The sequence below is a fragment of the Streptomyces sp. NPDC026301 genome (assembly GCF_055567935.1).
The window spans coordinates 124,627-148,337 of the sequence record NZ_JBVHPN010000001.1 but is presented as its reverse complement, the minus strand read 5'-3'; the positions used below and the strand labels follow the sequence as shown (position 1 = coordinate 148,337).

Annotated in this window: 20 protein-coding genes; 5 read left to right on the top strand and 15 right to left on the bottom strand. The window is 71.7% G+C overall.

All coding sequences use genetic code 11. The features are described from left to right. Positions 1–8 precede the first annotated feature (8 nt). Complete coding sequence (locus ACZ4MH_RS00650) at positions 9–1,163, bottom strand: ROK family transcriptional regulator (RefSeq protein WP_351586614.1); 1,155 nt, start codon at positions 1,161–1,163, stop codon at positions 9–11. A 116-nt stretch (positions 1,164–1,279) separates the two neighbouring features. Here ACZ4MH_RS00650 and ACZ4MH_RS00645 point away from each other — a divergent pair, with 116 nt between their 5' ends. Beyond that, on the top strand, positions 1,280–1,747 hold the full coding sequence (locus tag ACZ4MH_RS00645) for a hypothetical protein (RefSeq protein WP_351586616.1): 468 nt from the start codon (positions 1,280–1,282) through the stop codon (positions 1,745–1,747). On the opposite strand, the gene mug is transcribed toward ACZ4MH_RS00645, so the two are convergent. The 11 genes from mug to ACZ4MH_RS00590 all read right to left on the bottom strand — a co-directional run bounded on the left by mug (position 1,689) and on the right by ACZ4MH_RS00590 (position 13,458). Beyond that, entirely contained in the window at positions 1,689–2,240 is a 552-nt protein-coding gene (mug, locus tag ACZ4MH_RS00640) for a G/U mismatch-specific DNA glycosylase (RefSeq protein WP_351586618.1), read from the bottom strand. The genes ACZ4MH_RS00645 and mug overlap by 59 nt on opposite strands. A 13-nt stretch (positions 2,241–2,253) precedes the next feature. Then, the gene (purB, locus tag ACZ4MH_RS00635) at positions 2,254–3,687 is read right to left on the bottom strand and encodes an adenylosuccinate lyase (RefSeq protein WP_351586620.1); all 1,434 of its coding nucleotides are present in this window, start codon (positions 3,685–3,687) and stop codon (positions 2,254–2,256) included. Positions 3,688–3,746: 59 nt separating this feature from the next. After that, positions 3,747–4,589 carry a DeoR/GlpR family DNA-binding transcription regulator gene (locus tag ACZ4MH_RS00630; protein WP_351586622.1) on the bottom strand — a complete coding sequence of 281 codons (843 nt, stop codon included), beginning with the start codon at positions 4,587–4,589 and terminating at the stop codon, positions 3,747–3,749. A 57-nt stretch (positions 4,590–4,646) separates the two neighbouring features. Next, positions 4,647–5,663 (bottom strand): NAD(P)-dependent alcohol dehydrogenase, encoded by a 1,017-nt coding sequence (locus tag ACZ4MH_RS00625; RefSeq protein ID WP_351586624.1) that lies wholly within the window; start codon positions 5,661–5,663, stop codon positions 4,647–4,649. A gap of 44 nt (positions 5,664–5,707) precedes the next feature. After that, entirely contained in the window at positions 5,708–6,562 is an 855-nt protein-coding gene (locus tag ACZ4MH_RS00620) for a carbohydrate ABC transporter permease (protein ID WP_351586626.1), read from the bottom strand. After that, a complete protein-coding gene (locus ACZ4MH_RS00615) occupies positions 6,559–7,443 on the bottom strand; it encodes a carbohydrate ABC transporter permease (RefSeq protein ID WP_351586628.1) in 885 nt (294 codons plus the stop codon). Before ACZ4MH_RS00615 ends, ACZ4MH_RS00620 begins: the two co-directional genes overlap by 4 nt. 2 nt (positions 7,444–7,445) lie before the next feature. Then, on the bottom strand, positions 7,446–8,918 hold the full coding sequence (locus ACZ4MH_RS00610) for an extracellular solute-binding protein (RefSeq protein ID WP_351586630.1): 1,473 nt from the start codon (positions 8,916–8,918) through the stop codon (positions 7,446–7,448). A 196-nt stretch (positions 8,919–9,114) separates the two neighbouring features. Further along, on the bottom strand, positions 9,115–9,885 hold the full coding sequence (locus tag ACZ4MH_RS00605) for an SGNH/GDSL hydrolase family protein (protein ID WP_351586632.1): 771 nt from the start codon (positions 9,883–9,885) through the stop codon (positions 9,115–9,117). 51 nt (positions 9,886–9,936) lie between these two features. After that, on the bottom strand, positions 9,937–10,956 hold the full coding sequence (locus tag ACZ4MH_RS00600) for a hemolysin family protein (protein WP_351586634.1): 1,020 nt from the start codon (positions 10,954–10,956) through the stop codon (positions 9,937–9,939). Continuing rightward, a complete protein-coding gene (locus tag ACZ4MH_RS00595) occupies positions 10,953–12,305 on the bottom strand; it encodes a hemolysin family protein (protein ID WP_351586636.1) in 1,353 nt (450 codons plus the stop codon). Before ACZ4MH_RS00595 ends, ACZ4MH_RS00600 begins: the two co-directional genes overlap by 4 nt. Positions 12,306–12,531: 226 nt before the next feature. After that, the gene (locus ACZ4MH_RS00590; protein WP_351586638.1) at positions 12,532–13,458 is read right to left on the bottom strand and encodes an LLM class F420-dependent oxidoreductase; all 927 of its coding nucleotides are present in this window, start codon (positions 13,456–13,458) and stop codon (positions 12,532–12,534) included. A 252-nt stretch (positions 13,459–13,710) separates the two neighbouring features. Between ACZ4MH_RS00590 and ACZ4MH_RS00585 the strand changes: the two genes are divergently transcribed. The 3 genes from ACZ4MH_RS00585 to ACZ4MH_RS00575 all read left to right on the top strand — a co-directional run bounded on the left by ACZ4MH_RS00585 (position 13,711) and on the right by ACZ4MH_RS00575 (position 16,472). Next, on the top strand, positions 13,711–14,622 hold the full coding sequence (locus ACZ4MH_RS00585) for an arabinan endo-1,5-alpha-L-arabinosidase (RefSeq protein WP_351586719.1): 912 nt from the start codon (positions 13,711–13,713) through the stop codon (positions 14,620–14,622). Positions 14,623–14,704: 82 nt separating this feature from the next. After that, positions 14,705–15,025 carry an L-rhamnose mutarotase gene (locus ACZ4MH_RS00580; RefSeq protein WP_351586640.1) on the top strand — a complete coding sequence of 107 codons (321 nt, stop codon included), beginning with the start codon at positions 14,705–14,707 and terminating at the stop codon, positions 15,023–15,025. A gap of 31 nt (positions 15,026–15,056) precedes the next feature. After that, entirely contained in the window at positions 15,057–16,472 is a 1,416-nt protein-coding gene (locus tag ACZ4MH_RS00575) for a BNR repeat-containing protein (RefSeq protein WP_351586641.1), read from the top strand. Positions 16,473–16,494: 22 nt separating this feature from the next. Here the strand turns inward: ACZ4MH_RS00575 and ACZ4MH_RS00570 are convergent, their stop codons facing one another. The 3 genes from ACZ4MH_RS00570 to ACZ4MH_RS00560 all read right to left on the bottom strand — a co-directional run bounded on the left by ACZ4MH_RS00570 (position 16,495) and on the right by ACZ4MH_RS00560 (position 21,675). Beyond that, complete coding sequence (locus tag ACZ4MH_RS00570; protein WP_351586643.1) at positions 16,495–16,920, bottom strand: GNAT family N-acetyltransferase; 426 nt, start codon at positions 16,918–16,920, stop codon at positions 16,495–16,497. A gap of 73 nt (positions 16,921–16,993) precedes the next feature. After that, positions 16,994–17,575, bottom strand: coding sequence for a response regulator (locus ACZ4MH_RS00565; RefSeq protein WP_351586645.1), 582 nt, complete (start codon positions 17,573–17,575; stop codon positions 16,994–16,996). Further along, the gene (locus ACZ4MH_RS00560; RefSeq protein WP_351586721.1) at positions 17,572–21,675 is read right to left on the bottom strand and encodes a HAMP domain-containing protein; all 4,104 of its coding nucleotides are present in this window, start codon (positions 21,673–21,675) and stop codon (positions 17,572–17,574) included. Before ACZ4MH_RS00560 ends, ACZ4MH_RS00565 begins: the two co-directional genes overlap by 4 nt. 211 nt (positions 21,676–21,886) lie before the next feature. On the opposite strand from ACZ4MH_RS00560, the gene ACZ4MH_RS00555 reads away from it, so the two are divergent. Beyond that, positions 21,887–23,707: a SpoIIE family protein phosphatase gene (locus tag ACZ4MH_RS00555; RefSeq protein ID WP_351586647.1), complete on the top strand. Its 1,821-nt coding sequence runs from the start codon at positions 21,887–21,889 to the stop codon at positions 23,705–23,707. Positions 23,708–23,711 lie beyond the last annotated feature (4 nt).

Sequence of the window (23,711 nt, the reverse complement as noted above, 5' to 3'; positions counted from 1 at the left end):
GTTGGTGCTCACCGCCGGGCCGTGACCGTCCCCTCCACCGCGAACAGCTGCTCCTCGACGTGGTCGAGGGCGAGGCGCAGGGCGCCGGTCGCCACCGCGGCCTCGCCCAGTGCCGACAGGGCGACCTGCGGCGGGCGCAGGCAGTAGCGCGCCAGCTCCTCGCGCAGCGGGGCCAGTACGCCGTCCAGGCCGGCCGCCCAGCCGCCGATCACGACGATCTCCGGATCGAGGGCGAGGACCAGCGCGGCCACGTCGTGCACCAGCCGCTGGATGAAGCGCCGCATCGCGTCCCGGGCGCGCGCGTCGCCCTCGCGCGCCAGCGTGAACACCCGTGCGACCTGCGCCTCGTCCAGCGGGTGCAACGGTTCGCCGGTCGTCGACAACAGCGTCTCCGGCGTCGCCCCGCGCCCCAGCAGATGCAGCGCGCCGATCTCGCCGGCGGCGCCGCCGAAGCCGCGGTGCAGCCGCCCGCCGATCAGCGAACCCGCGCCCGGACTCAGCCCCGCCAGTACGAACACCACGTCGTCCGAGCCGGCCGCCGCGCCCTTCCAGTGCTCGGCCACCGCGGCCGCGTTGGCGTCGTTCTCCACCAGGACCGGACAGCGGAAGGACTTGCGCAGCCGGTCGCCCAGCGGCAGCCCCGTCCAGCCCGGCAGCGCGGTACCCAGCCGTACCGTGCCGTCCGCCTCCACGATGCCGGGGCCCGCGACGCCCACCGCGCGCAGCGAGTCGCGGGCCACGCCCGCCTGCCGCAGCAGGTCGGCGACCGTGTCCCGGGTGCAGGCCAACCGCCGGTCGGCCGCGGCCGATTCGTCCACGTCGTGCTGGACCGATCCCAGTACGCGGCCGCTCAGATCGGACAGCAGCGCCGAGACCCGGTGCGCGCCGATCTCGATGCCCAGCAGGTGCCCGGCCTCGGCGCGGAAACGGAACCGGCGGGCGGGCCGGCCCTGCCGCCGCGCGCCCTCCTCGGCCGGCGCCTCCACGACCAGCCCGGACTCGATCAGGCCCTCCACGACGCCCTCGACGGTGGGCCGGGACAGGCCGGTGAGCTGTACCAACTGGGTCAAAGTGGGGGAGTCGGCGGCGCGCAGCGTGTGCAGTACCACCGCGGAGTTGATCCGCCGCAGCAGGGAGGGGTCCCCTCCGGTGAGCCGCCCCAACGTCCGTCTCCCTCGCCTCGCGTGTTGGCGGGATCGTAGCCGGTCAGGCGGTATGCGGCGAGCCCCGGGCGGCCGCCGGACGGCAATTGTCAGACCCTGGAGCTTTACTGGGGGACATGACGACCACACAGCTCACGTGCCATGTGACCGCTATCGACAGCTCGCTCGCCGGGCCGGGCGACGGCTGCCGGCTCCTCACGCTCCGCACGAGCGGGGAGTTCTGGGACGCCGATCCGGCCGACGAACGGGTGGCGGAGGAGGAGTTCAGAGCGGAGCTGACGGCGCTGAACGGCCTGCTGTCCTTACGCTGGGGCGAGCCCGAGGTCATCGACCTGACGCCCCATCTGGAGCGCGCGGCGATGGGGTTACCGGTCCGGCCGCCGCTGGCCGACCTCAGCGCCCTGGCCACGACGCTGCACACATGGACAGTGGGGGAGAGCTGGGTGGCCACGGCGCTGGGGAGGGCGGGCCCCTGCCTGCCGTACGAGCTGGTCGCAGCGGTCCGGCCGGGCGGCGCCGGGTCCGCTATTCCTCGGCGAACGCCGCCGCGCGGAGCCGGCCGTACTCCTCCGCCAGGGTGGTGAGATTCCAGTGAGCGTTCAGACCGCTGGGGTTGGGGAGCACCCAGATGCGGGCGCCGCCGATGGTCCGCTCCTGCGGCCCGACCTTGGCGAGCTTGTCGCCGAAGGCCGCGCGGTAGGCGGTGACCCCGGCGACCGCCAGCCACGCGGGCCGCAGCCGGCGCACCTTCTCCTCCAGTTGGCGGCCGCCCTCCGCGAATTCCTCCGGCGTCAGTTCGTCCGCGCGGGCCGTGGCCCGCTGCACGACGTTGGTGATGCCGACGCCGTACCGCAGCAGCTCCTGCTCCTCGGCGGGCAGCAGCCGCCGGGGGGTGAAGCCGGCGGCGTGCAGCGTGGGCCAGAAGCGGTTGCCGGGCCGGGCGAAATGGTGGCCGGTCGCGGCCGACATCAGGCCCGGGTTGATGCCGCAGAAGAGCACCCGGAGACCGCTCGCGGCCACGTCGGGGACGAGGCGGTCACGAGCGGCTTCCAGCTCTTCGGGGGTGAAGCGCGGCATGGGGAGCCTCGGATCAGAGGATGGAGCCGGGGGTGTAGGCCGCGGCCTCGGGGTGCGCCTTGGCGATCTCCTCGATGCGCGCGACCACGGCCGCCACCTGGTCGGCGGCCGCGCCGGTGAAGGACAGCTTGTCGGCCATCGCCTCGGCCAGCTGGTCGCGGTCCAGCGGGATCCGCTCGTCGGCGGCGAGCTTGTCCAGCAGCTCGTTGCGCTCGGCGCCCTGCTCGCGCATGGCGAGCGCGGCGGCGACGGCGTTCTCCTTGATCGCCTCGTGCGCGACCTCGCGGCCCACGCCGGCGCGCACGGCACCCATGAGGACCTTCGTCGTGGCGAGGAAGGGGAGGTAGCGGTCCAGCTCGCGGGCGACCACGGCGGGGAAGGCACCGAACTCGTCCAGGACGGTCAGGAAGGTCTCCAGCAGGCCGTCCAGCGCGAAGAAGGAGTCCGGCAGCGCGACGCGGCGCACCACGGAGCAGGACACGTCGCCCTCGTTCCACTGGTCGCCGGAGAGCTCGCCGGCCATCGAGGCGTAGCCCCGCAGGATGACCATCAGGCCGTTGACGCGCTCGCAGGAGCGGGTGTTCATCTTGTGCGGCATCGCCGAGGAGCCGACCTGGCCGGGCTTGAAGCCCTCGGTGACCAGCTCGTTGCCGGCCATCAGGCGGATGGTCTTGGCGAGCGAGGAGGGCGCGGCGGCCAGCTGCACCAGGGAGGTGACCACGTCGTAGTCGAGGGAGCGGGGGTAGACCTGGCCGACGGAGGTGAAGTTCTGCGCGAAGCCGAGGTGGCCCGCGATGCGCTGCTCCAGCTCGGCGAGCTTGCCGGCGTCGCCGCCGAGCAGGTCGAGCATGTCCTGCGCGGTGCCGACCGGGCCCTTGATGCCGCGGAGCGGGTAACGGGAGAGGAGGTCTTCCAGGCGGGCGTAGGCGACGAGCAGCTCGTCGGCACCGGTCGCGAAGCGCTTGCCGAGGGTGGTGGCCTGGGCCGCGACGTTGTGCGAGCGGCCGGCCATGACCAGCTCGGCGTACTCGGCCGACAGCTTGCCCAGGCGCGCCAGCACGGCGACGGTGCGGTCCCGCATCAGTTCCAGCGAGAGGCGGACCTGGAGCTGCTCGACGTTCTCGGTCAGGTCGCGGGAGGTCATGCCCTTGTGGACCTGCTCGTGCCCTGCGAGGGCGTTGAACTCCTCGATCCGGGCCTTCACGTCGTGCCGGGTGACCTTCTCGCGCTCGGCGATGGAGGCCAGGTCGACGTTGTCCAGGACTCGCTCGTAGTCGGCGAGGGCCTGCTCGGGCACCTCAACGCCGAGGTCCTTCTGCGCGCGGAGCACGGCGAGCCACAGCTTCCGCTCCAGCTTGACCTTGTACTCGGGGGACCACAGGACGGCCAGCTCCGTGGAGGCGTAGCGGCCGGCCAGGACATTGGGGATGCGGGGCTTTGCAGTCACGTGAGCCGATTCTACTGTTCGTTTGCGCAGGCCGGCGCCACGGTCCGGATTGTGGCTTGCTACAAGCCGCACGGCTCCGCCGCCACCGTCTCCACCTCGACCCCCAGCTCACGCACGGCGGCGACCTCGCGCGCCGCCGTGCCGGTGTCGGTGATCACCGCCTCGTACAGCGCGGCGTTCCCGTAGCAGTAGGTGGCGGTCTTGCCGAATTTGGAGTGGTCGGCGAGCAGCAGGCTGCCCGTGGCGGCCCCCAGCATCGCCTCCTTGACCTCGACGAACTCCGGCAGCGGGTGGAACAGCCGGCCGCCGTGCACCGCCGTCGCGGACATCAGCGCCAGATCCGCGTGGATCCGCGCGAGCCCCCGTGTCACCTCGCGTCCCGTGCAGGAGTTGAAGTCGCCGTGGTACTGCCCGCCGAGCAGCGTCACCTCCGGACCGGATCGCCTCGACGCGCCGGACGCTCCGGAGCCGCTGGACGCCGAGGTCAGCCGCTGCGCCAGCCCCACCGAATTGGTGACGACGGTGAGCCCGTCGATCTCCGCCAGGAGGCCGGCCAGCGGGTACAGCGTGGTCGAGTCGTCGATGAGCAGCGTGCTGCCGGGCCGGATCCGCCCGGCAGCGGCGGCACACAGCGCGCTCTTCACCTCGCGGTGCGCGCCCTCCCGGAAGCGGGTGGCGGTCTCCATGGTCAGGGCGGGGAAGGCGACCGCGCGCCCGCGCTCCTTGCGCAGCAGATCACGCCCCGCGAGATCGTCGAGATCGCGGTGCATGGTCATCAGGCTGAGGCCGAAGTGCGCGGCGAGGTCGTCGATGCGCATCTCGCCCCGCTCGACGACGTACTTGAGCACGTCCTGGCGGCGGTCCTCGACGGCTGCCTGCGACAGCCGGGCTTTGGCGGGCACCCGGCCTCCTTCCCTCGTGCGGTCCCTCGTGCGAGGCCCCGCGCCGCCCTCAGCCGGTCAGCCGGTCTGCGGGCGGACCAGGGCCTTGATCGCGGTCGGGTCGGCGGCGCCCGCGGTGAGCGCCACCGCGCTGTCCTCCAGGCCGTACCGGTGCGTGACCAGCCGGCCCAGGTCCACCTCGCCGGACGCGGCCAGGGAGATGGCCGTCGGCCAGGTGTTGGCGTACCGGAACGTACCGGTGACCTCGATCTCGAAGTTTTGCACATGCGCGAGCGGCAGCGGGATGGTGTCCCCGCCCATCCCGACCAGCACCGCACGCCCTGCCCGGCCGAGCGCGCGCAGCCCTTCCTCGGCGGCGGCCGGCGCGCCCGAGCACTCCAGCAGGACGTCCGGCTCGTACCCGGTGTCGGCGAGCCGCGTCTGCCGCGCGTCGACGGTCGCGGTGGCGCCCAGCTCGCGGGCGACGGCGAGCCGCTGCGGCGCCACATCGGTGACCACGACCTCGCTCGCCCCGAAGGCCCGCGCGCTCTGCAGGGCGACCAGCCCGATCGGCCCGGCCCCCGTCACCAGCACCCGCGACCCCGGCGCGATCCGCCCCTTCCGCGAGGCCCACACGCCCACCGACAGCGGTTCGAGCAGGGCCGCGCCCTCCGCGCCCAGCGACTCGGGCACCGGATGCGCGAAGTCCTCGTCCACGGCGACGTACTCGCACAGCGCCCCGTCCACCGGCGGTGTCGCGTAGAAGGAGACGTCCGGGCAGAGGTTGTACCGGCCCTGCCGGCACTGGGTGCAGCGGCCGCACGGCACGCCCGGCTCGATGGAGACCGGCTGCCCCGGCGTGTGCCGCCGGGCGCCGGGCCCGAGGGCGACGACCGTGCCGCCCGGCTCGTGCCCGAGGACCATGGGGGAGCGGACGACGAAGTCGCCGATCCGCCCGTGCTCGTAGTAGTGCACGTCGGAGCCGCACACGCCGACGGCTTCGACGCGTACGAGCACCTGGCCGGGGCCCGGCCTGGGCACCGGCCGCTGCTGGATCTCCAGCTGCTTCGGCGCGACGAGCACGGCGGCCCGCATGGTCTCGGGAAGACCAGAAGTGTCAGAAGTATCAGAAACAGGGGTCATTCTCCGGTCACGGCTCCCATGGTCAGGCCGGTGACCAGCCACCGGCGTACAGCGAGGCCGACCAGCATCATCGGGATCACCACGACGGTCCCGATGGCGGTCAGCTGCCCCCAGTCGATGCCGGTCTGGGTGACCAGTTGGCTGGCGGCGATGGGCAGGGTCTGGGTGTGCGGTCCGCTGAGGACCAGGGCGAAGGCGTAGTCGTTCCAGGAGAACACCAGGCACAGCACGAAGGTGGTCACCAGGCCCGGGCGCGTCAGCGGCAGGATGACGTGCCGGAACGCCTGCCAGTTGCCGCACCCGGCGACCAGCGCGGACTCCTCCAGGGACGGCGGTACCTCCGCGAAGAAGGCGCTGAGCAGCCAGATCGCGAACGGCAGGTTGAAGGAGAGATAGGCCAGCACGAGGCCGGGGAGGGTGTCGATCAGCCCGAGGTAGCGGAAGATCAGGAAGATCGGCAGCACCACGGCCGCGATCGGCGCCATCCGGGTGGAGATGATCCAGAACGACAGGTGGTGCTTGCCGCGCATCCGGCTGCGGGCCAGGCCGTACCCGGCGAGCGCGCCCAGCGCGGTGGCCAGCAGCGCCGACGCGCCTGCCGCGACCACGCTGTTGCGCAGGTACGGCCAGAGCGAGTTGCCGCCGCTGAACAGCCGCCGGTAGTTCTCCAGCGTCGGCGCGAACGACAGGCTCGGGGTCGGCGCGGTGACCTCCCCGGTGGCCTTCAGGGACGACAGCAGCATCCAGCCCAGCGGTACGAGCGTCCAGGCGAGGGCGACGAGCACGAGGACGCGGACGGTCCAGCGGGCGGTACGGGTACCGCGCTCGAGAGCGGCGGTGGCGGTGGTCATCGCGGCAGCTCCTTCCGTTCGAGGAGGCGGACGAAGAAGCGGGCGACGATGGTGGTCACGGCGAGCATCAGCAGGCCGGTCACGGCGGCGTACCCGAAGTCGAAGAAGCGGAAGGCCGTTTCGTAGAGCCGTACGGAGGCGACCTTCGTGGCGTCGGCCGGGCCGCCGCCGGTGGTGTTCCAGATGATGTCGAAGTAGCGCAGCGCGTCCATGGAGCGGATCAGCAGCGCCACGAGCAGCACGGGTGTGATCGACGGCAGCACGACGTACCGGAGCGTGCGCACCATGCCGGCCCCGTCCAGCGCCGCCGCCTCCAGCACGCTGGACGGCACGGACGTCAGCCCGGCCAGCGCGATCAGCGCGATCAGCGGCGTCCACTCCCAGATGTCCATCAGCGTGACCGCCGTGAACGCGCTGGTCCGGTCGCCCATGATGTCGCCGTGGTATCCGACCTGCCGCAGCAGCCAGCTGTACAGGCCGAACGTGGAGTCGGTGAGGAAGCGGCCGAGCAGCCCGACGATCACGGGCGCGACGAACATCGGGAGCAGCATCAGGCTCAGCGCCGCGTTGCGGCCGCGCCGCAGCCGCCACAGGCAGACCGCGAGCAGCGTGCCGAGCACCATCTCGCCGCCGACGGTGAGCACGAAGTACGCGGCGGTCCGCGCCCAGGCCCAGGCCATGTCCGGGTCGGCCAGCAGCCGCCCCCAGTTGTCCAGGCCGACGCCCTCCAGGCCGAGGCCGCCGAGCAGGTGCACGCGGGAGAAGCTCATGGCCACCACGGCCACGAACGGCAGCACGGAGACGGCGGCGAGGACGAGGATGCCGGGGGCCATCATGCGGCCGTGGAAGCCGGGTACGGCTCGCAGGGAAGGCAGGCGCATCGTCAGGCCACCCACCCTCGTGCCGTGATCCGGTCGATGCGCTCGGCGGTGGCGCGCATCGTCGCGCGCGGGGAGGCGTCCCCGGCGATCAGCCCGGACAGCTGCGTGTAGACGACCGTGTCGCACTCGCTCCACATCGGGATCTTGGGGCGCAGCCCGATGTTGGCCGGCCGCCAGGTCTCCCGTACGGCCTTCGCGGTCAGCATGTTGGGCAGCTTCGTCGGCCGGTGCTCGGCGCGGAGGACCGCGCGTTCCGCGTACACCGACGTACGGGTCGGGGTGCCGCCGCCGACCTTGCTCGCCAGCCCGGCGAGCTGCGTCTTCGGTGCCGTCGCCCAGTTGGCGAAGAGCCAGGCGGCCTCGCGGCGGCGCTTGGGGGCGACGCCGGATATCGCGATGCCGGTCCCGCCGTACATGCCGGCGGCCCGCGCGGGCCCCTTGGGCAGCCGCGCGTACCCGACCTTGCCCGGCATGACGGCCTCGTTGGACGCCGCGTACTCGTGGAAGTTGGGGCACATCGCGATGCGTCCGGCCCGGAACGCGGCGCCCAGCCCGTCCCAGTCCCAGGTCCGCGACCCGGGGTCGGCGATCTTCAGCAGCCGCTGGTAGAACTCGGCCGCGGCCACGGCCCGTTCGGACCCCAGCCGGCACCGCCCGGGATCGGTGGCGCCCAGGCTCCCGACCCGCGCGCCGTCGTCGAAGTAGTCGCCGCCGTACGCCCACAGCACGTTCGAGAAGTCGCACATCAGCGAGTCGTGCTGCTTCGCCTGATGCCCGGTCCCGTACTTCACCTCGTCGGTGTGCTCGTTGAACCAGCGGGCGATCGCGTAGTACTGCTCCCACGTCGTGCCGTCCGACGGCATCGGGTCGAACCCGAGGTCACCGGCCATCCGGTCGCGGTACTTCGTGAACAGGTCGGCCCGGTACTGCCAGATCATGGTCGCCGAGTCGTACGGCAGCGCCAGTACCTTCTCCCGGTCCTCGAAGCGCCCGGCCGCGTCCAGGTGCGTGCCGACGAAGTCGCCGAACCCGCCGGGCAGCCGGGGCAGGTCCGGGTTCTCCTGGAACTCCCGGAGGTCGGCGAGGGCGGGCGCGTACGGCGCGAGGACCTGGTACGGGTCGGCGTACACCACGTCGTACTCGCCGTTGCCGGACGCCAGGTCCAGCGCGACCTTCTGGGCGAGCGCGGACAGTTCCAGCGTGACGATGTTGACGCGGATGCCGGTCAGCCGCGTGAAGGGCGCGAGGTTCGCGGCGATCGCGGCGGTGGGCGCGGTGTTCTCGGAGATGAAGTTCAGCGTGGTACCGGCGTACCGCCGCCAGGGCGCGGCGCCGGCGTCGAAGGACGCGCCGGCCGCGCGGCCGCAGGCGGTGAGCAGCCCGGCGGCCCCGACGGCGGCGGCGCCGCGCAGCAGGGAGCGCCGGCCGACCGGTGGCCGGGTGGCGGGGGAGCGGGCAGGCAGGAATGCAGGCATGAGGGTGCGTACCTCGGGGGACGGGGCGTGCGCCAACAGAGACAGGCAGCATTCTTAGCAGAAGAGATCTTCTGTGTTAACACATCTTGCGTGAAGTTCTGGCTGGCGGTGCCGTTCCGTCGGTGTACGCGGACATACGAAAAAGGCGGGGCGCCGCGTGGGATCACGCGACGCCCCGCCTGTCGGCGGCGTCCGGTCAGTCGTCGTACGGAAGGAGGTCCGGGCGCTTCGGCGGCCGGCCGTCACCGCTCGACCGGCCCGTCAGCCGGCGGCCGATCCACGGCACCAGATGCGTCCGGGCGAACCGCGCGTCCGCCGCGCGCCGGGCCACCCAGCCCGGCGGCACCGGCGGCGGCAGCGGCGCGTCCCACTCCGCCTCCGGCGGGAGGCCCAGCGCCTGCCAGACCGCCTCGGCGACCCGCTCGTGGCCCTCGGCCGTCAGGTGCAGCCGGTCGTCCGCCCACAGCCGCGGGTCGCCGAGCGACGCCGAGCCGTAGAGGTCCACGACGAGCGCGCCGTGCCGCCGCGCGACCGCGTCGATGTGGTCGAAGAGCGTCTCCATCCGCGGCCGGAACCGCTCCAGCACCGGCCCCTGCCGGCCCGGGCTGCGCATCAGCACCAGCTGCTTGCAGCTCGGCGCCAGCCGCGCCGCGGCCTCCTCCAGGAGCGCGCACACCCGCGGCACGTCGCACTTCGGCCGCAGCACGTCGTTCAGGCCGCCCACCAGCGTGACCAGGTCGGCGCCCATGGCCGCCGCGGCCGGCGCCTGGTCCTCGGCGATCTGGCCGATGAGCTTGCCGCGCACGGCGAGGTTCGCGTAGCGGAAGCCGGGCGTACGGGCGGCGAGGCGGGCCGCGAGCAGGTCCGCCCAGCCGCGGTACGAGCCGTCCGGCAGCGCGTCCGACATCCCCTCGGTGAAGGAATCCCCGACCGCGACAAAACTGGTGTACTGAGCACTCATCTCCATGGCGCGAGCGATCCTATACGCAGTACAGGATCGCTCGCGCAGGGCATGGAGCTACGCCGGCCGGTGCTGCAGCACCAGCTCCCGCAGCACGTCCTCCATCGTGACCAGCCCGGCCAGCCGTCCGTCGTCGCCGATCACGGCGGCCAGGTGGGTACGCGAACCGCGCATCGCCGTCAGGACGTCGTCCAGCGGCGTCGCGGCCCGCACCCGTGCGATCGGGCGCATCGACGACACCTGGAACGGCAGGTCCCGCGGCATGGCGTCCAGCGCGTCCTTGACGTGCAGATAGCCCAGGATGCGTCGGGAGGCGTCCACGACGGGGAAGCGGGAGAAGCCGGACCGCGCGGACAGGTCCTCCAGCCCCTCGGGGGTGATGCCCAGCCGGGCGGAGACCACCTTCTCGGCCGGCAGGACCACGTCACGGACCGGGCGGCGGCCCAGCTCCAGCGCGTCCCGCAGCCGCTCGGCGCCCCGGTCGTCCAGCAGGCCCGCGTCGGAGGAGTCCTCCACCATCTTGACCAGCTGGGCGTCGGAGAAGGTCGCGGCGACCTCGTTCTTGACCTCCACCCGCAACAGCTTCAGCAGCCCGTTCGCGAACGAGTTGACCGCGAAGATCACCGGGCGCAGCGCCCGCGCCATCGCCACCAGCGGCGGCCCCAGCAGCAGCGCGCTGCGCACCGGCGCCGCCAGCGCGATGTTCTTCGGCACCATCTCGCCGAAGAGCATGTGCAGATACGTCGCCAGGGCCAGCGCGATCACGAAGGACACCGGGTGGACCAGGGACTCCGGTACCCCGGTGACGTGGAAGAGCGGCTCCAGGAGGTGGGCGATGGCCGGCTCGGCGACCGCGCCCAGCACCAGCGTGCACAGCGTGATGCCCAGCTGGGCCGCCGCCATCAGCGCGGAGACGTGCTGCAGGCCCCATATGACGCTGCGGGCCCGGCGGTCGCCCTCCTCGGCGTAGGCCTCGATCTGGCTGCGGCGCACCGAGATCAGCGCGAACTCGGCGCCCACGAAGAAGGCGTTGACGACCAGCGTGAGCAGGCCGATGAAGAGCTGCAGCGCGGTCATCGGGCGGCCTCCTCGTGCGTGCGCCGGCCGTCCTCGTCGGCACCGGCGGCGGGGGCGTGCAGCAGTACGCGCGCGGCGCGGTGGCCGGACGCGTCCACGACCTCCATCCGCCAGCCCGCGACGGACAGCGCGTCGCCGTCCTCCGGGATGCGGCCCAGCTCGGTGGCGATCAGCCCGGCGAGCGTCTCGTACGGGCCCTCCGGCATCCGCAGGCCGATCCGCTCCAGCTGGTCGGAACGGGCCGCGCCGTCCGCGTCGTACATCTTGCGGCCGTCCTCGTCCACGCCGGCCGGGGCCAGGTCCGGGGTCTCCATCGGGTCGTGCTCGTCGACGACCTCGCCGACGACCTCCTCGACGATGTCCTCCAGCGTCGCGACGCCGGCCGTGCCGCCGTACTCGTCGATCACCACGGCCATCGTCCGCTTGCCCGACAGCCGGTCCAGCAGCTCGTTGACCGGCAGCGTCTCCGGTACCAGCAGCGGCTCGCGGAGCATCGCGGCAATGGGGTGCCGGCGCCGCCGCTCGGCCGGTATGGCCAGGACGTCCTTGATGTGCGCCACGCCGACGATGCTGTCCAGGCTGCCGCGGTAGACCGGGAAGCGGGACAGGCCGGTGGCGCGGGTCGCGTTGGCCACGTCCTCGGCGGTGCACTGCACGTCCAGGGCCGTGACCTGCACCCGCGGGGTCATGACGTTCTCGGCTGTGAGGTCGGCGAGGTTCAGCGTACGGACGAACAGCTCGGCCGTGTCCGCCTCCAGCGCGCCCTCCCTGGCGGAGTGCCGGGCCAGCGCCATCAGCTCCTGCGGGCCGCGCGCGGAGGCCAGCTCCTCGGCCGGCTCCAGGCCCATCCGGCGCACCACACGGTTGGCGGTGTTGTTCAGGTGGCCGATCAGCGGCTTGAACGCGGCGCTGAAGCCGCGCTGGAGCGTGGCCACCCGCTTGGCGATGGGCAGCGGGCTGGAGATCGCCCAGTTCTTCGGCACCAGCTCGCCGACGACCATCAGGACGACCGTCGAAATGGCCGTACCGAGGACCAGCGCGACGCTCTCGCCCGCGGACCGCGGCAGCCCCACGGCCTCCAGCGGGCCGGTGAGCAGCGCGGCGATGGAGGACTTGGCGAGCATGCCGATGACCAGGCCGGTCACCGTGATGCCCAGCTGGGCGCCGGAGAGCTGGAAGGTCAGGCCGCGTACGGCCTTGAGGGCACTGTCCGCGCCGCGCTCGCCGCGCTCGACAGCGCGTTCGAGCTCGCTGCGCTCGACGGTCGTCAGCGAGAACTCGGCGGCGACGAAGACGCCGCAGGCCAGGGTCAGCAGGAGCGCCACGGCCAACAGGAGCAGCTCGGTCATCGGGTCACCTCCGTCCCATGATCGAACAGGACCGGGAGGTTCGCGCTATGTCGACTGCAACTGGGAGGGTCGCCCATGGCTGGACGCTCACACCTTTCCTCGGGAAATGCGCCGCGGAATCCGTGTATCCGACAGCGGGGGGACTATCCATAGTAAAGGAGCAGCAAAGCAGCGGCCCGGTGACCGGACGGGTCCCGGGCCGCTGCGGTCCTTCAGGCGTCAGGCGTCAGGCGGCGGTCAGCCCGAGCGCGGTGGCGAGCTCGCGCCACTGGGCGCGCGGCAGACCGGCGTGCCGGTCCCCGTCGAGGACCTGCAGGGCGACATGATCCGCGCCCGCGGCGTAGTAGGCATCCAGCCGGGCCGTGACGGTCTCCACATCGCCCAGCGCGAAGAGGGCGTCGAGGAGGCGGTTGCTGCCGCCGCCGGCGAGGTCCTCCTCGGCGAAGCCGAGCCGCAGCAGATTGTCGGTGTAGTTGGGCAGCTGGAGATACATCGCGAGGGTCTCGCGGGCCGTGGCGCGCGCCCGCTCCAGATCGGTGTCGAGCACCACCTTCAGCTCCGGCGCGAGCCGCGCCTCGCCGCCGAGCGCGGCCCGGGCCTGGGCGGTGTGCTCCGCGGTGACCAGGTAGGGGTGCGCCCCGGCGGCACGGTCGGCGGCCAGCCGCAGCATCTTCGGCCCGAGGGCCGCGAGCACCCGCCGCGCAGCCGGCACCGGCTCCGGCGCCGCGTCCAGCCCGTCCAGGTACGAGACCATCGCGGAGTACGGCTTGGCGTACTGCGGCGCGAGCGCGCTGTGGCTGACGCCGATCCCGAGGACGAACCGCCCCGGCGCCTCCTTCTCCAGCTGGGCGGTCTCCGCCGCCACGGTGGCCGCGTCGTGGTCCCAGATGCTGAGGATTCCGGTGGCCACCGTGATGCGCCGGGTGGCCTGCACGACCTTGCGGGCATCGGCCACCGACGGGCTGCCGCCCAGCCACACGGTGCCGAACCCGAGCTCGTCGAGCTCCGCCACCGCATCGGAGATCCGGGCGAGCCCCTCGGCGTCCTGGGAACGCAGGGCGCCGCTCCAGATGCCGATGCGGCCGAAAGGCGCGTCGTTGTCGGAGGCGGCCGTCCCGGAGGAGGGCGTCGTGGACCGGGCTGAGGAAGTCATGCAGATGACAACCCACCGCGGCCCGCGGCCTATTCCGGCTGCCGCCCCTTCCGCGCACTCGGTACAGGAATCTCTGCGCAAAGCGTTGACGTGCCCTCGCTTGTTCCCTAGCTTCCCGTTCGAAGTCGCGGGCATGGTTCGGTATTTCGAACGACATGCCGTGCGAATCTCCGAGCAGAGGAGAACCGCGTGCGCCACCCCCGCCTGAGATCTTCGTTCCTCGCCGTGCCCGCCGCCGTCCTGCTCGCTCTGATGCCGTCGAGCGCGTCCGCCTATCCCGGCCCGGGCAAGGTCACCGGCGACGTCGTCGTCCACGACCCGACCATGCTCCGCACGCCGGACGGCCGGTACCTGCTCTACTCCACCCATGGCTACCTGGAAGCCCGCACCTCCACCGACCGCACCGCCTTCAGTCGCAACGGCAACGCCTTTTCCGCGCCCCCGAGTTGGTGGTCGCGGTACTCGGCCACGAACGACCCGTGGGCGCCCGACATCTCGTACCAGGGCGGCCGGTACCTCATGTATTACGCCGTCTCCGGCTTCGGCTCCAACACCTCCGCCATCGGGCTCGCCACCTCCTCGACCGGCCTGCCGGGCAGCTGGCGCGACCAGGGCATCGTCCACTCCTCCACCTCGAGCAGCGACTACAACGCCATCGACCCGGACCTGTTCGTCGACAGCGACGGCAAGTGGTGGCTGGCCTTCGGGTCCTGGTGGAGCGGGATCAAGATGATCCGCCTCGATCCGGCGAGCGGCAAGCATTACGCGGGGGACACCACCCGCTACTCGCTGGCCGCGCGCCCGACCGGCACGAAGGCGGTCGAGGGTCCGACCGTGGTCAAGCGGAACGGCTACTACTACCTCTTCGCCTCGTACGACACGTGCTGCAACGGCACCGGCTCCACGTACAAGATCAAGGTCGGCCGGGCCACCAGCCCCACGGGCCCGTACTACGACCGCAACGGCGTCCCCATGACCGACAACGGCGGCACCGTGGTCATGGCGTCACAGGGCTCCGTGATCGGCCCCGGCGGGCAGGACATCATGCCCGACGGCGACGGTGACCTGCTCGTCTACCACTACTACGACGGCAACGACGCCGGCACGCCCAAGCTCGGCGTCAACCTGCTGAACTGGAGCGGGGGCTGGCCGACGGCGTACTGACGGGAACGGTCCCGCCCCCTTGCCCTCCGGCCTGAATCGTTTCAGAATCTCTGTGGCAAACCCTTCAAGACGAGTGGGACCCATGAAACGCGTCTGCTTTCTGCTCAAAGTGCGCCGGGAGCGCCTCGACGAGTACCGCGAGCGGCACGCCGCCGTCTGGCCGGAGATGCAGGCGGCGCTGTCCGCCTCCGGGTGGCACAACTACTCGCTCTTCCTGCGGGAGGACGGCCTGCTCGTCGGCTACCTGGAGACCGAGGACTTCACCGCGGCCCAGGAGGCGATGGCCGCCACGGACGTCAACGCCCGCTGGCAGGCGGAGATGGCGCCGTTCTTCGAGGCGCTCGACGGCGCGCAGCCGGACGAGGCCATGCGCCCGCTGACAGAAGTGTTCCACCTCGACTGAACCGCTCGACCGACCGCAGGACGGGAAACCCATGAGACCCCTCGCCGCCGGAGTGCTCGCCGTGTCGCTGTTCGCTTCCGTGTCGGGGGCCGGCCCCGTGCACGCGGCCGATCAGGGACCGGCGGTCAGCAAGCTCGGTGACACCCAACTGGACGCGCAGGCCCTGTACTTCGTCTCCTACGACGGGCTCGTCAACAACAACTCCTTCCAGAAGAACGGCCTGCTCACCTACAAGGGCTACCAGTACGCCGCCTGGTACACCGCCGACCGGCACGCCGTCGTCGCCCGCCGCCCGGTGACCGGCACGGAGTGGCAGACGGTGGAACTGCCGCACCGGCTGAGCGTCGACGACTCGCACAACGTGATCTCCATGGGCATCTCCCGCGTCGACGGCCGACTGCACCTCGCCATGGACTCGCACAGCAGCGGCTACTTCTACGTGAAGTCGGCGGCGGGGCTGGTGAGTTCGCCCGCCGGGCGCGCCTGGGACCCGCGCGCCTTCGGGGACGTGCAGACCACGCTGGACGGTGTCGCGCTCACCGACGAGTTCACCTACCCGCAGTTCGTCGCGACCCCCGACGGCAGGCTGCAGCTGAGCTATCGCGTCGGCGTCTCCGGCAACGGCCGCAACGCACTGGCGGAGTACGACGGGGCCCATTGGAAGCCGCTGGGGGAGTGGAGCGGTTCCGCCGGTACCTACACCACGGACCATGGCGCAAGCTCGGCCCGCAACATGTACCTGCACGGCATCGACTACGGCGCGGACGGCACCCTCCACGCCTTCTTCACCTGGCGGGAGCAGAACGGCGCGGTCATGTGCGACGGCGGCGGGATCACCAACCACGACACCGGTTACGTCCACAGCACCGACCGCGGCCGCACCTGGCGCGACGCCGCGGGCAAGGTCGTCGGCGTCACCGGCGGCGCGGACAAGGTGTCGGTCGAGGACCGCACCGTCGTCGACCCGCTGGGCCCCGACCACTCGCTGATGAACCAGGAGAGCCAGGCCACCGACTCCGCCGGCCGGCCGCACGCGATCATCTCGTACGTCCCCGGCCGCTTCACCCAGTGCACCAGCGACTACGTCGACGACCGGGTGCGCTACGGACGGGCCTTCCACGTGTACGAGGACGCGCGCGGCCAGTGGAAGAAGACCGAGATTCCCGTGCCGCTGAACTCTTCGCAGCGCACGCACCTGGTCTTCGACGCGCACGACAACGCCTACGCCGTCATGCCGTACGGCCGGATCGTCGCCGCGTCCGAGTCGTCCGGCTGGACCGACTGGAAGACCGTCTACGACGGCGCGGGCCTGAACGCCTTCGGCGAGGTCGTCGTGGACGACACACGCGTCGCGCAGGACGGCGTGCTGTCGTTCATGTACCAGCGGCGGTCGACCGGCACCACGCCCTCGCCGATCCACGTGGTCGACTTCCGGCTGCCGCGGTAGCGGGGCGGTCCCCCCGAGCGTTTCAGTCCTTCAGATGGCGGACCCAACGGCTCCACTGGGGCTCGGGGGCGTACCCGGAGGCGTGCCACGCGTGGTGCGCGAGCTCGTTGCGGTCGAGCACCATCGCGTCCGCGCGCCGCCCGCCCAGCGCGGCGAACCGCTCCTCGGCGGCCGCCAGCAGCGCCCGCCCGATGCCCTGCCGCCGCCGCTCGGGGTGCACGGCCAGCCGGTACAGATGGCAGCGCCAGCCGTCGAACCCGGCGATCACCGTGCCGGCCAGCTCGCCGTCCCGCTCGGCCAGCAGCAGCGCCTCCGGGTCCCGGGCGACCAGCCGGGCCATCCCGTCCCGGTCGTCGCTGATGCTCGTCCCTTCCGCGGCGTCGCGCCAGAACCGCAGCACGGTGTCGATGTCCGCGGGGGTGGCGGGACGGATGTGAAGATCACTCATGGGGCGAGCCAAGCAGATCACCGGCCTGTGGGGCGAACGATTTCCGGAACCCGGGTCCCGGGTGTGCGGCCCGTCAGTCGCCGTTCCCCCGCAGGCCGTCCACGGAGCGGGCCACTTCCGCGACGCGGTCGGCGATGGCCGCGGGGTCGGGGGGCGGGGTGTTGCGGAGGAGCAGTTCGATCCGGGCGAGCTGCTGGGCGATCTCCGCCAGCCGTTCTCCGCTGCCCGGCTCCTCCGCGGCAGCGGCCAGTCGTTGGTTCTTGCGGTAAAGATCGAGGAAGACGTTGACCTTGGTGCGCAGTATCCACGGGTCGACGGGCTTGGTGAGGAAGTCGGCGGCGCCGACCGCGTATCCCCGGTAGGCGTAGTCCGCTTCGGGGTTGGCGCCGGTCACCAGGATGAGGGGCACGTCCTTGGTCTGATCGAGACGCTTGATGGTGCCGGCGGTCTCGAAGCCGTCCATGCCGGGCATCACGACATCCAGCAGCACCACCGCGAAATCCTGGCGCAGCATCGCCTTCAGGGCTTCCTCCCCCGAGCGGGCGCGGACCAGTTTCTGGTGGAGCGGGCCGAGTACGGCCTCCAGCGCGACGAGGTTCTCCTCCATGTCGTCGACGAGGAGGATGCTGCACTGGTCGGGCGCGACGGTGGTCATGGCCTGCCCTTCGGCGCGTCGCCGGCATCGTCCTGCGACGCACCGTCGCCGTCGTCCGGTGACGCCGTGCCGGTCTGCGGGTCGAGCAGCGCGCAGATCACCGACAGCAGGCGGTCGATGTCCACGGGCTTGGGTACGTAGTCGGAGGCGCCGCTCTCGATCGCCTTCTCGCGGTCGCCGGGCATGGCCTTGGCGGTGAGCGCGATGATCGGCAGATCGGCGAGCCGGGGGGTGCCGCGGATGGCGCGAATGGTCTCGTAGCCGTCCATCTCGGGCATCATGATGTCCATCAGGATCAAGGACACGTCGGGCGTGCGCTGCAGGACCTCCAGGCCCTCGCGGCCGTTCTCCGCGTACTTCACGGTGATGCCGACCCGGCCCAGTACGTGTGTGAGGGCGAAGACGTTGCGGATGTCGTCGTCGACGATGAGGATCCGGCGCCCGGCCAGCACCCGCCCCGGGCGCCCGCTGAGCCACTCCTTGAGCCGCGTCGTCTGCGGCCAGGCGTCCTCGCTCGGCACCTCCACTGGGCGCAGCTCCGTCACCGGGCTCGGCTCGGTCACCGGGCTCGGCTCCGTCACCCGGCTCGGTTCCGCCACCGGGCGCAGACCGTCCTCCGGGGCCGGGAGTTCCACGCCGTCGGGGTGGCGCGCGGGGATGTACAGGGTGAATCGGGAGCCGACGCCGACCTCGCTCTCGGCTTCGATCCGGCCGCCGAGCATCCCGGCGATCTCCCGGCTGATGGACAGGCCGAGGCCGGTCCCGCCGTACTTGCGATGGGTGGTGCCGTCGGCCTGCTTGAACGCCTCGAAGACCACCGGGAGTTTGTCGGGGGAGATGCCGATGCCGGTGTCCTTGACGCGGAACGCGACGACGGCCTCCGCGTTCCGCAGCGTCTCCTCCGCGAACTCCTCGCCCGGCACCCGCTCGACGCGCAGCTCCACACCGCCGGAGTGGGTGAACTTCACCGCGTTGGACAGCAGATTGCGCAGGACCTGCTGGAGGCGCTGCTCGTCGGAGTACAGCTCGTGCGGTACGTCGTCGCCGACGGTGATCTCGAAGCCGAGCCCGCGGTCGACGGTCAGCGGCCGGAAGGCCGCGTGCACATAGTCGAGCAGCTTGTCGAGGGAGAGCTCCTTCGGGTGGACGTCCATCCGGCCCGCCTCGATCTTCGACAGGTCGAGGATGTCGCTGATCAGCTGGAGCAGGTCGGATCCCGAGCGGTGAATCGTGGCGGCGAACTGCACGTCCTGCTCGGAGAGATGGCCGTCGGGGTTGTCGGCGAGCAGCCGGGAGAGGATCAGCAGCGAGTTGAGCGGCGTGCGCAGCTCGTGCGACATGTTCGCCAGGAATTCCGACTTGTACTGCGAGGCGGTCGCCAGCAGCGCCGCCTTCTCCTCCAGCGCGGCGTTGGAGCGCTGGAGCTCGTCGGAGCGTTCGCGCAGCTCGGCGGTGAGCCGCTGGGACTGGGAAAGCAGCGATTCGGTACGGGAGTTGGCGATGATCGTGTTGAACGAGACGCCGATCGTGTTGGCGAACTGGTCGATGAAGGCCAGGTGCACAGCGCTGAATCTGCTGAGCGACGCCAGCTCGATCACGCCGAGCAGCTCGCCCTCGAAGAGGATGGGGACGATGACGATGCTGGCCGGGAGCGCCGCGCCGAGCCCGGAGTTGATGGTGATGTAGTCCGGCGGGGCGTCCAGTACGAGGATGCGCTTCTTCTCCTTCGCCGCCTGGGCGATCAGGCCGCGGCCCGGGGTGCCGGAGCCGGGGAGCGGGCTCTCGCCGCCGGCCTGGTCGGTGCCGTACCCGGCGATGAACTGGAGGCCCTCGCCGGGGCGCGCGCCGGTTTCGGCCAGGAAGAACGCGCCGAACTGCGCGTTGACCAGTGGGGTCAGCTCGCTGAGGATCAGTCCCGCGACCTCCACCAGATCGCGGTGGCCCTGCATGAGGGCGGCCATGCGGGTGAGGTTGGACTCCAGCCAGTCCTTGGCGCGGGTGGTCTCGCGGAGGTTGGACACCATGAGGTTGATGTTGTTCTTCAGTTCGGCGACCTCGCCCTTCGCCTCGACCGTGATGGAGCGCGACATGTCGCCCTGGGTGACCGCGCTCGCCACCTCGGCGATGGCGCGTACCTGGGTGGTGAGGTTCGACGCGAGCTCGTTGACGCCGGTGGTCAGCCGCTTCCAGGTGCCGTAGACGCCCTCGACCCGGGCCTGGCCGCCGAGCTGGCCCTCGCTGCCGACCTCGCGGGCCACCCGCGTCACCTCGGAGGAGAACGAGGAGAGCGTGTCGACCATCGTGTTGATGGTCGTCTTGAGCGCCAGGATCTCGCCGCGCGCGTCGACATCGATCTTCTTCGACAGGTCGCCCTGGGCGACGGCGGTGGCGACCTGCGCGATGTTGCGCACCTGCGAAGTGAGGTTGTCCGCCATGAAGTTGACGTTCTCCGTCAGGTCCTCCCACACCCCGGAGACGCCGCGGACCTGGGCCCGGCCGCCGAGCCGGCCCTCGGTGCCGACCTCGCGGGCGACCCGCGTGACCTCGTCGGCGAACGCGCGCAGCTGCTCGACCATCGTGTTCACGGTGTCCTTGAGCTGAAGGATCTCGCCCCGGGCGTCCACCGTGATCTTCTTCGAGAGGTCGCCGTCGGCGACCGCCGTGGTCACCTGGGCGATGTTGCGCACCTGTGAAGTCAGGTTCAGCGCCATGAAGTTGACGTTGTCCGTCAGCTCCTTCCACACCCCGGAGACGCCGCGGACCTGTGCCTGTCCGCCCAGGTTCCCTTCGGTGCCCACCTCGCGCGCCACTCGCGTGACCTCGTCGGCGAACGCGGAGAGCTGGTCGACCATCGTGTTGATCGTCGACTTCAGTTCCAGGATCTCGCCCTTCGCCTCCACCGTGATCGTCTTGCCGAGGTCGCCCTGGGCGACGGCGGTGGCGACCTGCGCGATGTTGCGTACCTGCGAAGTGAGGTTGTCCGCCATGGAGTTGACGTTCTGCGTCAGGTCCTTCCACACGCCGGAGACGCCGCGGACCTGGGCCCGGCCGCCGAGCCGGCCCTCGGTGCCGACCTCGCGGGCGACACGGGTGACCTCGTCGGCGAAGGCGGAGAGCTGGTCGACCATCGTGTTGATCGTCGACTTCAGCTCCAGGATCTCGCCCCGGGCGTCCACCGTGATCTTCTGGCTCAGATCGCCGTTGGCGACCGCCGTGGTCACCTGGGCGATGTTGCGTACCTGCGAGGTCAGATTCGACGCCATGAAGTTGACGTTGTCGGTGAGGTTCTTCCACACGCCGGAGACGCCCGCCACATGGGCCCGGCCGCCCAGCTGCCCCTCGGTGCCGACCTCGCGGGCGACCCGGGTGACCTCGTCCGCGAACGCCCGCAGCTGGTCGACCATCGTGTTCACGGTGAGCTTCAGCTCCAGCAGCTCACCGGTCGCCTCGACCGTGACCTGCTGGGTCAGATCGCCGCGGGCGACCGCCGTGGTGACCACCGCGATGTCGCGGACCTGCGCGGTCAGCCGCGCGGCCATCGCGTTGACGGCCTCGGTCACATGACGCCAGTCGCCCGACAGCCCCTGTACCTTCGCCCGGCCGCCCAGCCGTCCCTCGGTGCCCACCTCGCGGGCGACCCGGGTCACCTCGCCGGTGAACAGCGAGAGCTGGTCCACCATGCGGTTCACGCCGCGCCCGAGGCGGCGCAGATCGCCGTGGAGCTGTCGCTTTCCGTCGTGCAGCTCGACCCGCTGGGTCAGATCGCCGTCCGCGACCGCGTCCAGTACGCGGGTGGCGTTCCCGACCGGCACGACCAGCGCTTCGAGGAGCGTATTGGCCGCGTCCACGCTCGTGGTCCAGGCTCCGTGCCCCGGACTGGCCGCGAGCCGCTCGTCCAGCCGGCCCTCCCGGATCACTTCCTGGCGTACCCGCTGCAGCTCCGAGGCCAGGTGCGCGTTCCGCGTGACGATCTGGTTGAACGCCTCCGCCATCTCCGCGGTGACACCTTCGTAGGCACCGTCCGCGCGTACGGTGAAATCGCCGTCACGGACCGCGTTCATCGCCGCGAGCAGCGGTCGCAGTTCGGCCGCGCGCAGCATCCGCTCGTCCTGGGCGGCGCCGGGCCGGTCGGCGGGCCCGGCGGTCCCGGGCGCGGTGTCCGGCGCCCCAGTATCGGTGTCCGGCGCGGTGTCCGAAGCGCGTTCCATAATGGAATGTCCTCAATCGAGCAATAAAGCCATATGTACCCCTCTGGGGCGATTTACGCTACATTCATTGACCTCAGCGCCGGAACCGAGCCGGGAGCCGCCTGTGGAGACCACCTCCGACCTGCGGGACTCCACGCCGCGGATCCGGCTGCCCGCCAACGCGCTCGCGCCCTCCGCGGCCCGCAGATTCCTGCGCGTCGCCCTCGCCGGACTGGCCGCACCGGCCCTCCCCGGGACACCGGTGATCAGCGGCGGACTCGCCGACGACGCCGTCCTCCTCGTCAGCGAGCTGACCACCGCCGCCACCGCGCACGGCGGATTCGAGATCGAGGTCGGCTGCCGCCTCGACACTGGGGACGGCTTCCCCGCCTCGCCCACGCCGGGCGGGACGCGGCACGTGGGTGTCGTGGTCGAAGTGGTGGACCGCCAGCCCTCCGGCGCCGATCACGACGGGCAGGACCTGCGGGACCACCTGCACGGCCACGGCCTGCGGCTGCTGCGCGCGCTGGCCGAATCCTGGGGCGTGACCTGCCGGCACACCGAGAAAACCGTGTGGTTCCGGCTGGCCACCCCCATGGAGGCCCGGCCCGGCCGCGACGACCACCTCGCGGCGGCGGCCCACGGCGCCGTATCGCCCGACCGCCGCGCCCAGGCCCCCGAGGCAGCCGACTCCGCAGGGCAGTCCTTCCTCGCCGAGGTCAGCGAGCTGCTCACTGGGCAGCTGGACGAGGACATGATCGCGGCGCTCACCGGACAGCTGCTGGTGCCCAGGCTCGCCGACTGGTGCGGCGTATGGCTGACCACCCCCCAGGGCCGGATGCGGCTCTCCCGCGTCTGGCACCGGGACGAGGAACGCATCCGTACGCTCCGCCAGGCCCTGGAGGAGGACCGCCCGCCGCCCGCCACGCTGAGCACCACCGGCATCGCCTGGCCCTGGCCGGAGGCGGCGGACGCCACCGAGCCGAGCGGCTCGGCGCTGATGTTCCCGCTGGTCGCGGGCGGCCGGTGGCACGGCGCGCTGCTCATCGGCCGAGCGGGACTGCCGCGCATGACCGGCGACGTCGTACGCCTCACGCAGGACGTGGCACGACGGGTGGCCCAGGGAGTGGTCACGGCCCGTCACTACACGCGGCAGGCGGACATCAGCCACTCGCTCCAGCGCAGGCAGCTGCCCACCTCCCTCGCGGCCATCCCGGGCATCGATACGGCGCTCGTCTACGAGCCCTTCGGCGAGGGCCAGAGCGTCGGCGGCGACTTCTACGACCTGTTCCCCAGGGGCGACCGCCGATGGTGCTTCCTGCTCGGCGACGTGTGCGGGCACGACCTGGAGGCGATGTCCGTCACCGGCCTGGCCCGCCACCTCGTACGGCTGCTGGCACGCGAGGGCCACGGCGTCGAGGCCCTGCTCGGCCGGCTCAACCTCGCCATGGCGGAGGAGAGCACGGAAGCGGTGACGGTCGGCGGGGAGCAGGCGGGCTCCCGGTTCCTGAGTCTGCTGTACGGGGAGTTGGAGCCCGACGCCGTCTCGGGCGGCGCGCGCTTCGCCATGGCCAGCGCCGGACACCCCTTGCCGCTGCGGCTGTCGGCGGACGGCACGGTGACGACGGCCGCGGAACCGCAGATGCTGCTCGGGATCGACGAGCACGCGGAGTTCCGCGCGAACTCCTTCCACCTCGCGCCGGGCGAGACGCTGCTGTGCGTGACCGACGGCGTGACCGAACGCCGCAGGGGCAACCGGCAGTTGGACGACAACGACGGCCTGGCCGAGGTGCTCGGCGGCTGCGTGGGCCTGGGCGCCACGGCCGTGGCGGAGCGGGTGCGGCAGGCGGCCCACGACTTCAGCCCCGACCCGATCGACGACGACCTCGCCGTGCTCGTACTGGAAGCGGTGCCTGTACCGGTACGGGGGGCGGGCCGGGCATGATGAG

What these genes read in the sequence shown, in the direction of transcription:
- ACZ4MH_RS00645 (WP_351586616.1), top strand. Translation starts at nt 1,280, where the DNA reads ATGACGACCACACAGCTCACGTGCCATGTGACCGCTATCGACAGCTCG.
- mug (WP_351586618.1), bottom strand. Translation starts at nt 2,240, where the DNA reads ATGCCGCGCTTCACCCCCGAAGAGCTGGAAGCCGCTCGTGACCGCCTC.
- ACZ4MH_RS00625 (WP_351586624.1), bottom strand. Translation starts at nt 5,663, where the DNA reads ATGCGGGCCGCCGTGCTCGTCGCGCCGAAGCAGCTGGAGATCCAGCAG.
- ACZ4MH_RS00620 (WP_351586626.1), bottom strand. Translation starts at nt 6,562, where the DNA reads ATGACCACCGCCACCGCCGCTCTCGAGCGCGGTACCCGTACCGCCCGC.
- ACZ4MH_RS00615 (WP_351586628.1), bottom strand. Translation starts at nt 7,443, where the DNA reads ATGCGCCTGCCTTCCCTGCGAGCCGTACCCGGCTTCCACGGCCGCATG.
- ACZ4MH_RS00610 (WP_351586630.1), bottom strand. Translation starts at nt 8,918, where the DNA reads ATGCCTGCATTCCTGCCTGCCCGCTCCCCCGCCACCCGGCCACCGGTC.
- ACZ4MH_RS00605 (WP_351586632.1), bottom strand. Translation starts at nt 9,885, where the DNA reads ATGGAGATGAGTGCTCAGTACACCAGTTTTGTCGCGGTCGGGGATTCC.
- ACZ4MH_RS00600 (WP_351586634.1), bottom strand. Translation starts at nt 10,956, where the DNA reads ATGACCGCGCTGCAGCTCTTCATCGGCCTGCTCACGCTGGTCGTCAAC.
- ACZ4MH_RS00595 (WP_351586636.1), bottom strand. Translation starts at nt 12,305, where the DNA reads ATGACCGAGCTGCTCCTGTTGGCCGTGGCGCTCCTGCTGACCCTGGCC.
- ACZ4MH_RS00590 (WP_351586638.1), bottom strand. Translation starts at nt 13,458, where the DNA reads ATGACTTCCTCAGCCCGGTCCACGACGCCCTCCTCCGGGACGGCCGCC.
- ACZ4MH_RS00585 (WP_351586719.1), top strand. Translation starts at nt 13,711, where the DNA reads ATGCCGTCGAGCGCGTCCGCCTATCCCGGCCCGGGCAAGGTCACCGGC.
- ACZ4MH_RS00580 (WP_351586640.1), top strand. Translation starts at nt 14,705, where the DNA reads ATGAAACGCGTCTGCTTTCTGCTCAAAGTGCGCCGGGAGCGCCTCGAC.
- ACZ4MH_RS00575 (WP_351586641.1), top strand. Translation starts at nt 15,057, where the DNA reads ATGAGACCCCTCGCCGCCGGAGTGCTCGCCGTGTCGCTGTTCGCTTCC.
- ACZ4MH_RS00570 (WP_351586643.1), bottom strand. Translation starts at nt 16,920, where the DNA reads ATGAGTGATCTTCACATCCGTCCCGCCACCCCCGCGGACATCGACACC.
- ACZ4MH_RS00565 (WP_351586645.1), bottom strand. Translation starts at nt 17,575, where the DNA reads ATGACCACCGTCGCGCCCGACCAGTGCAGCATCCTCCTCGTCGACGAC.
- ACZ4MH_RS00560 (WP_351586721.1), bottom strand. Translation starts at nt 21,675, where the DNA reads ATGCTGCGCGCGGCCGAACTGCGACCGCTGCTCGCGGCGATGAACGCG.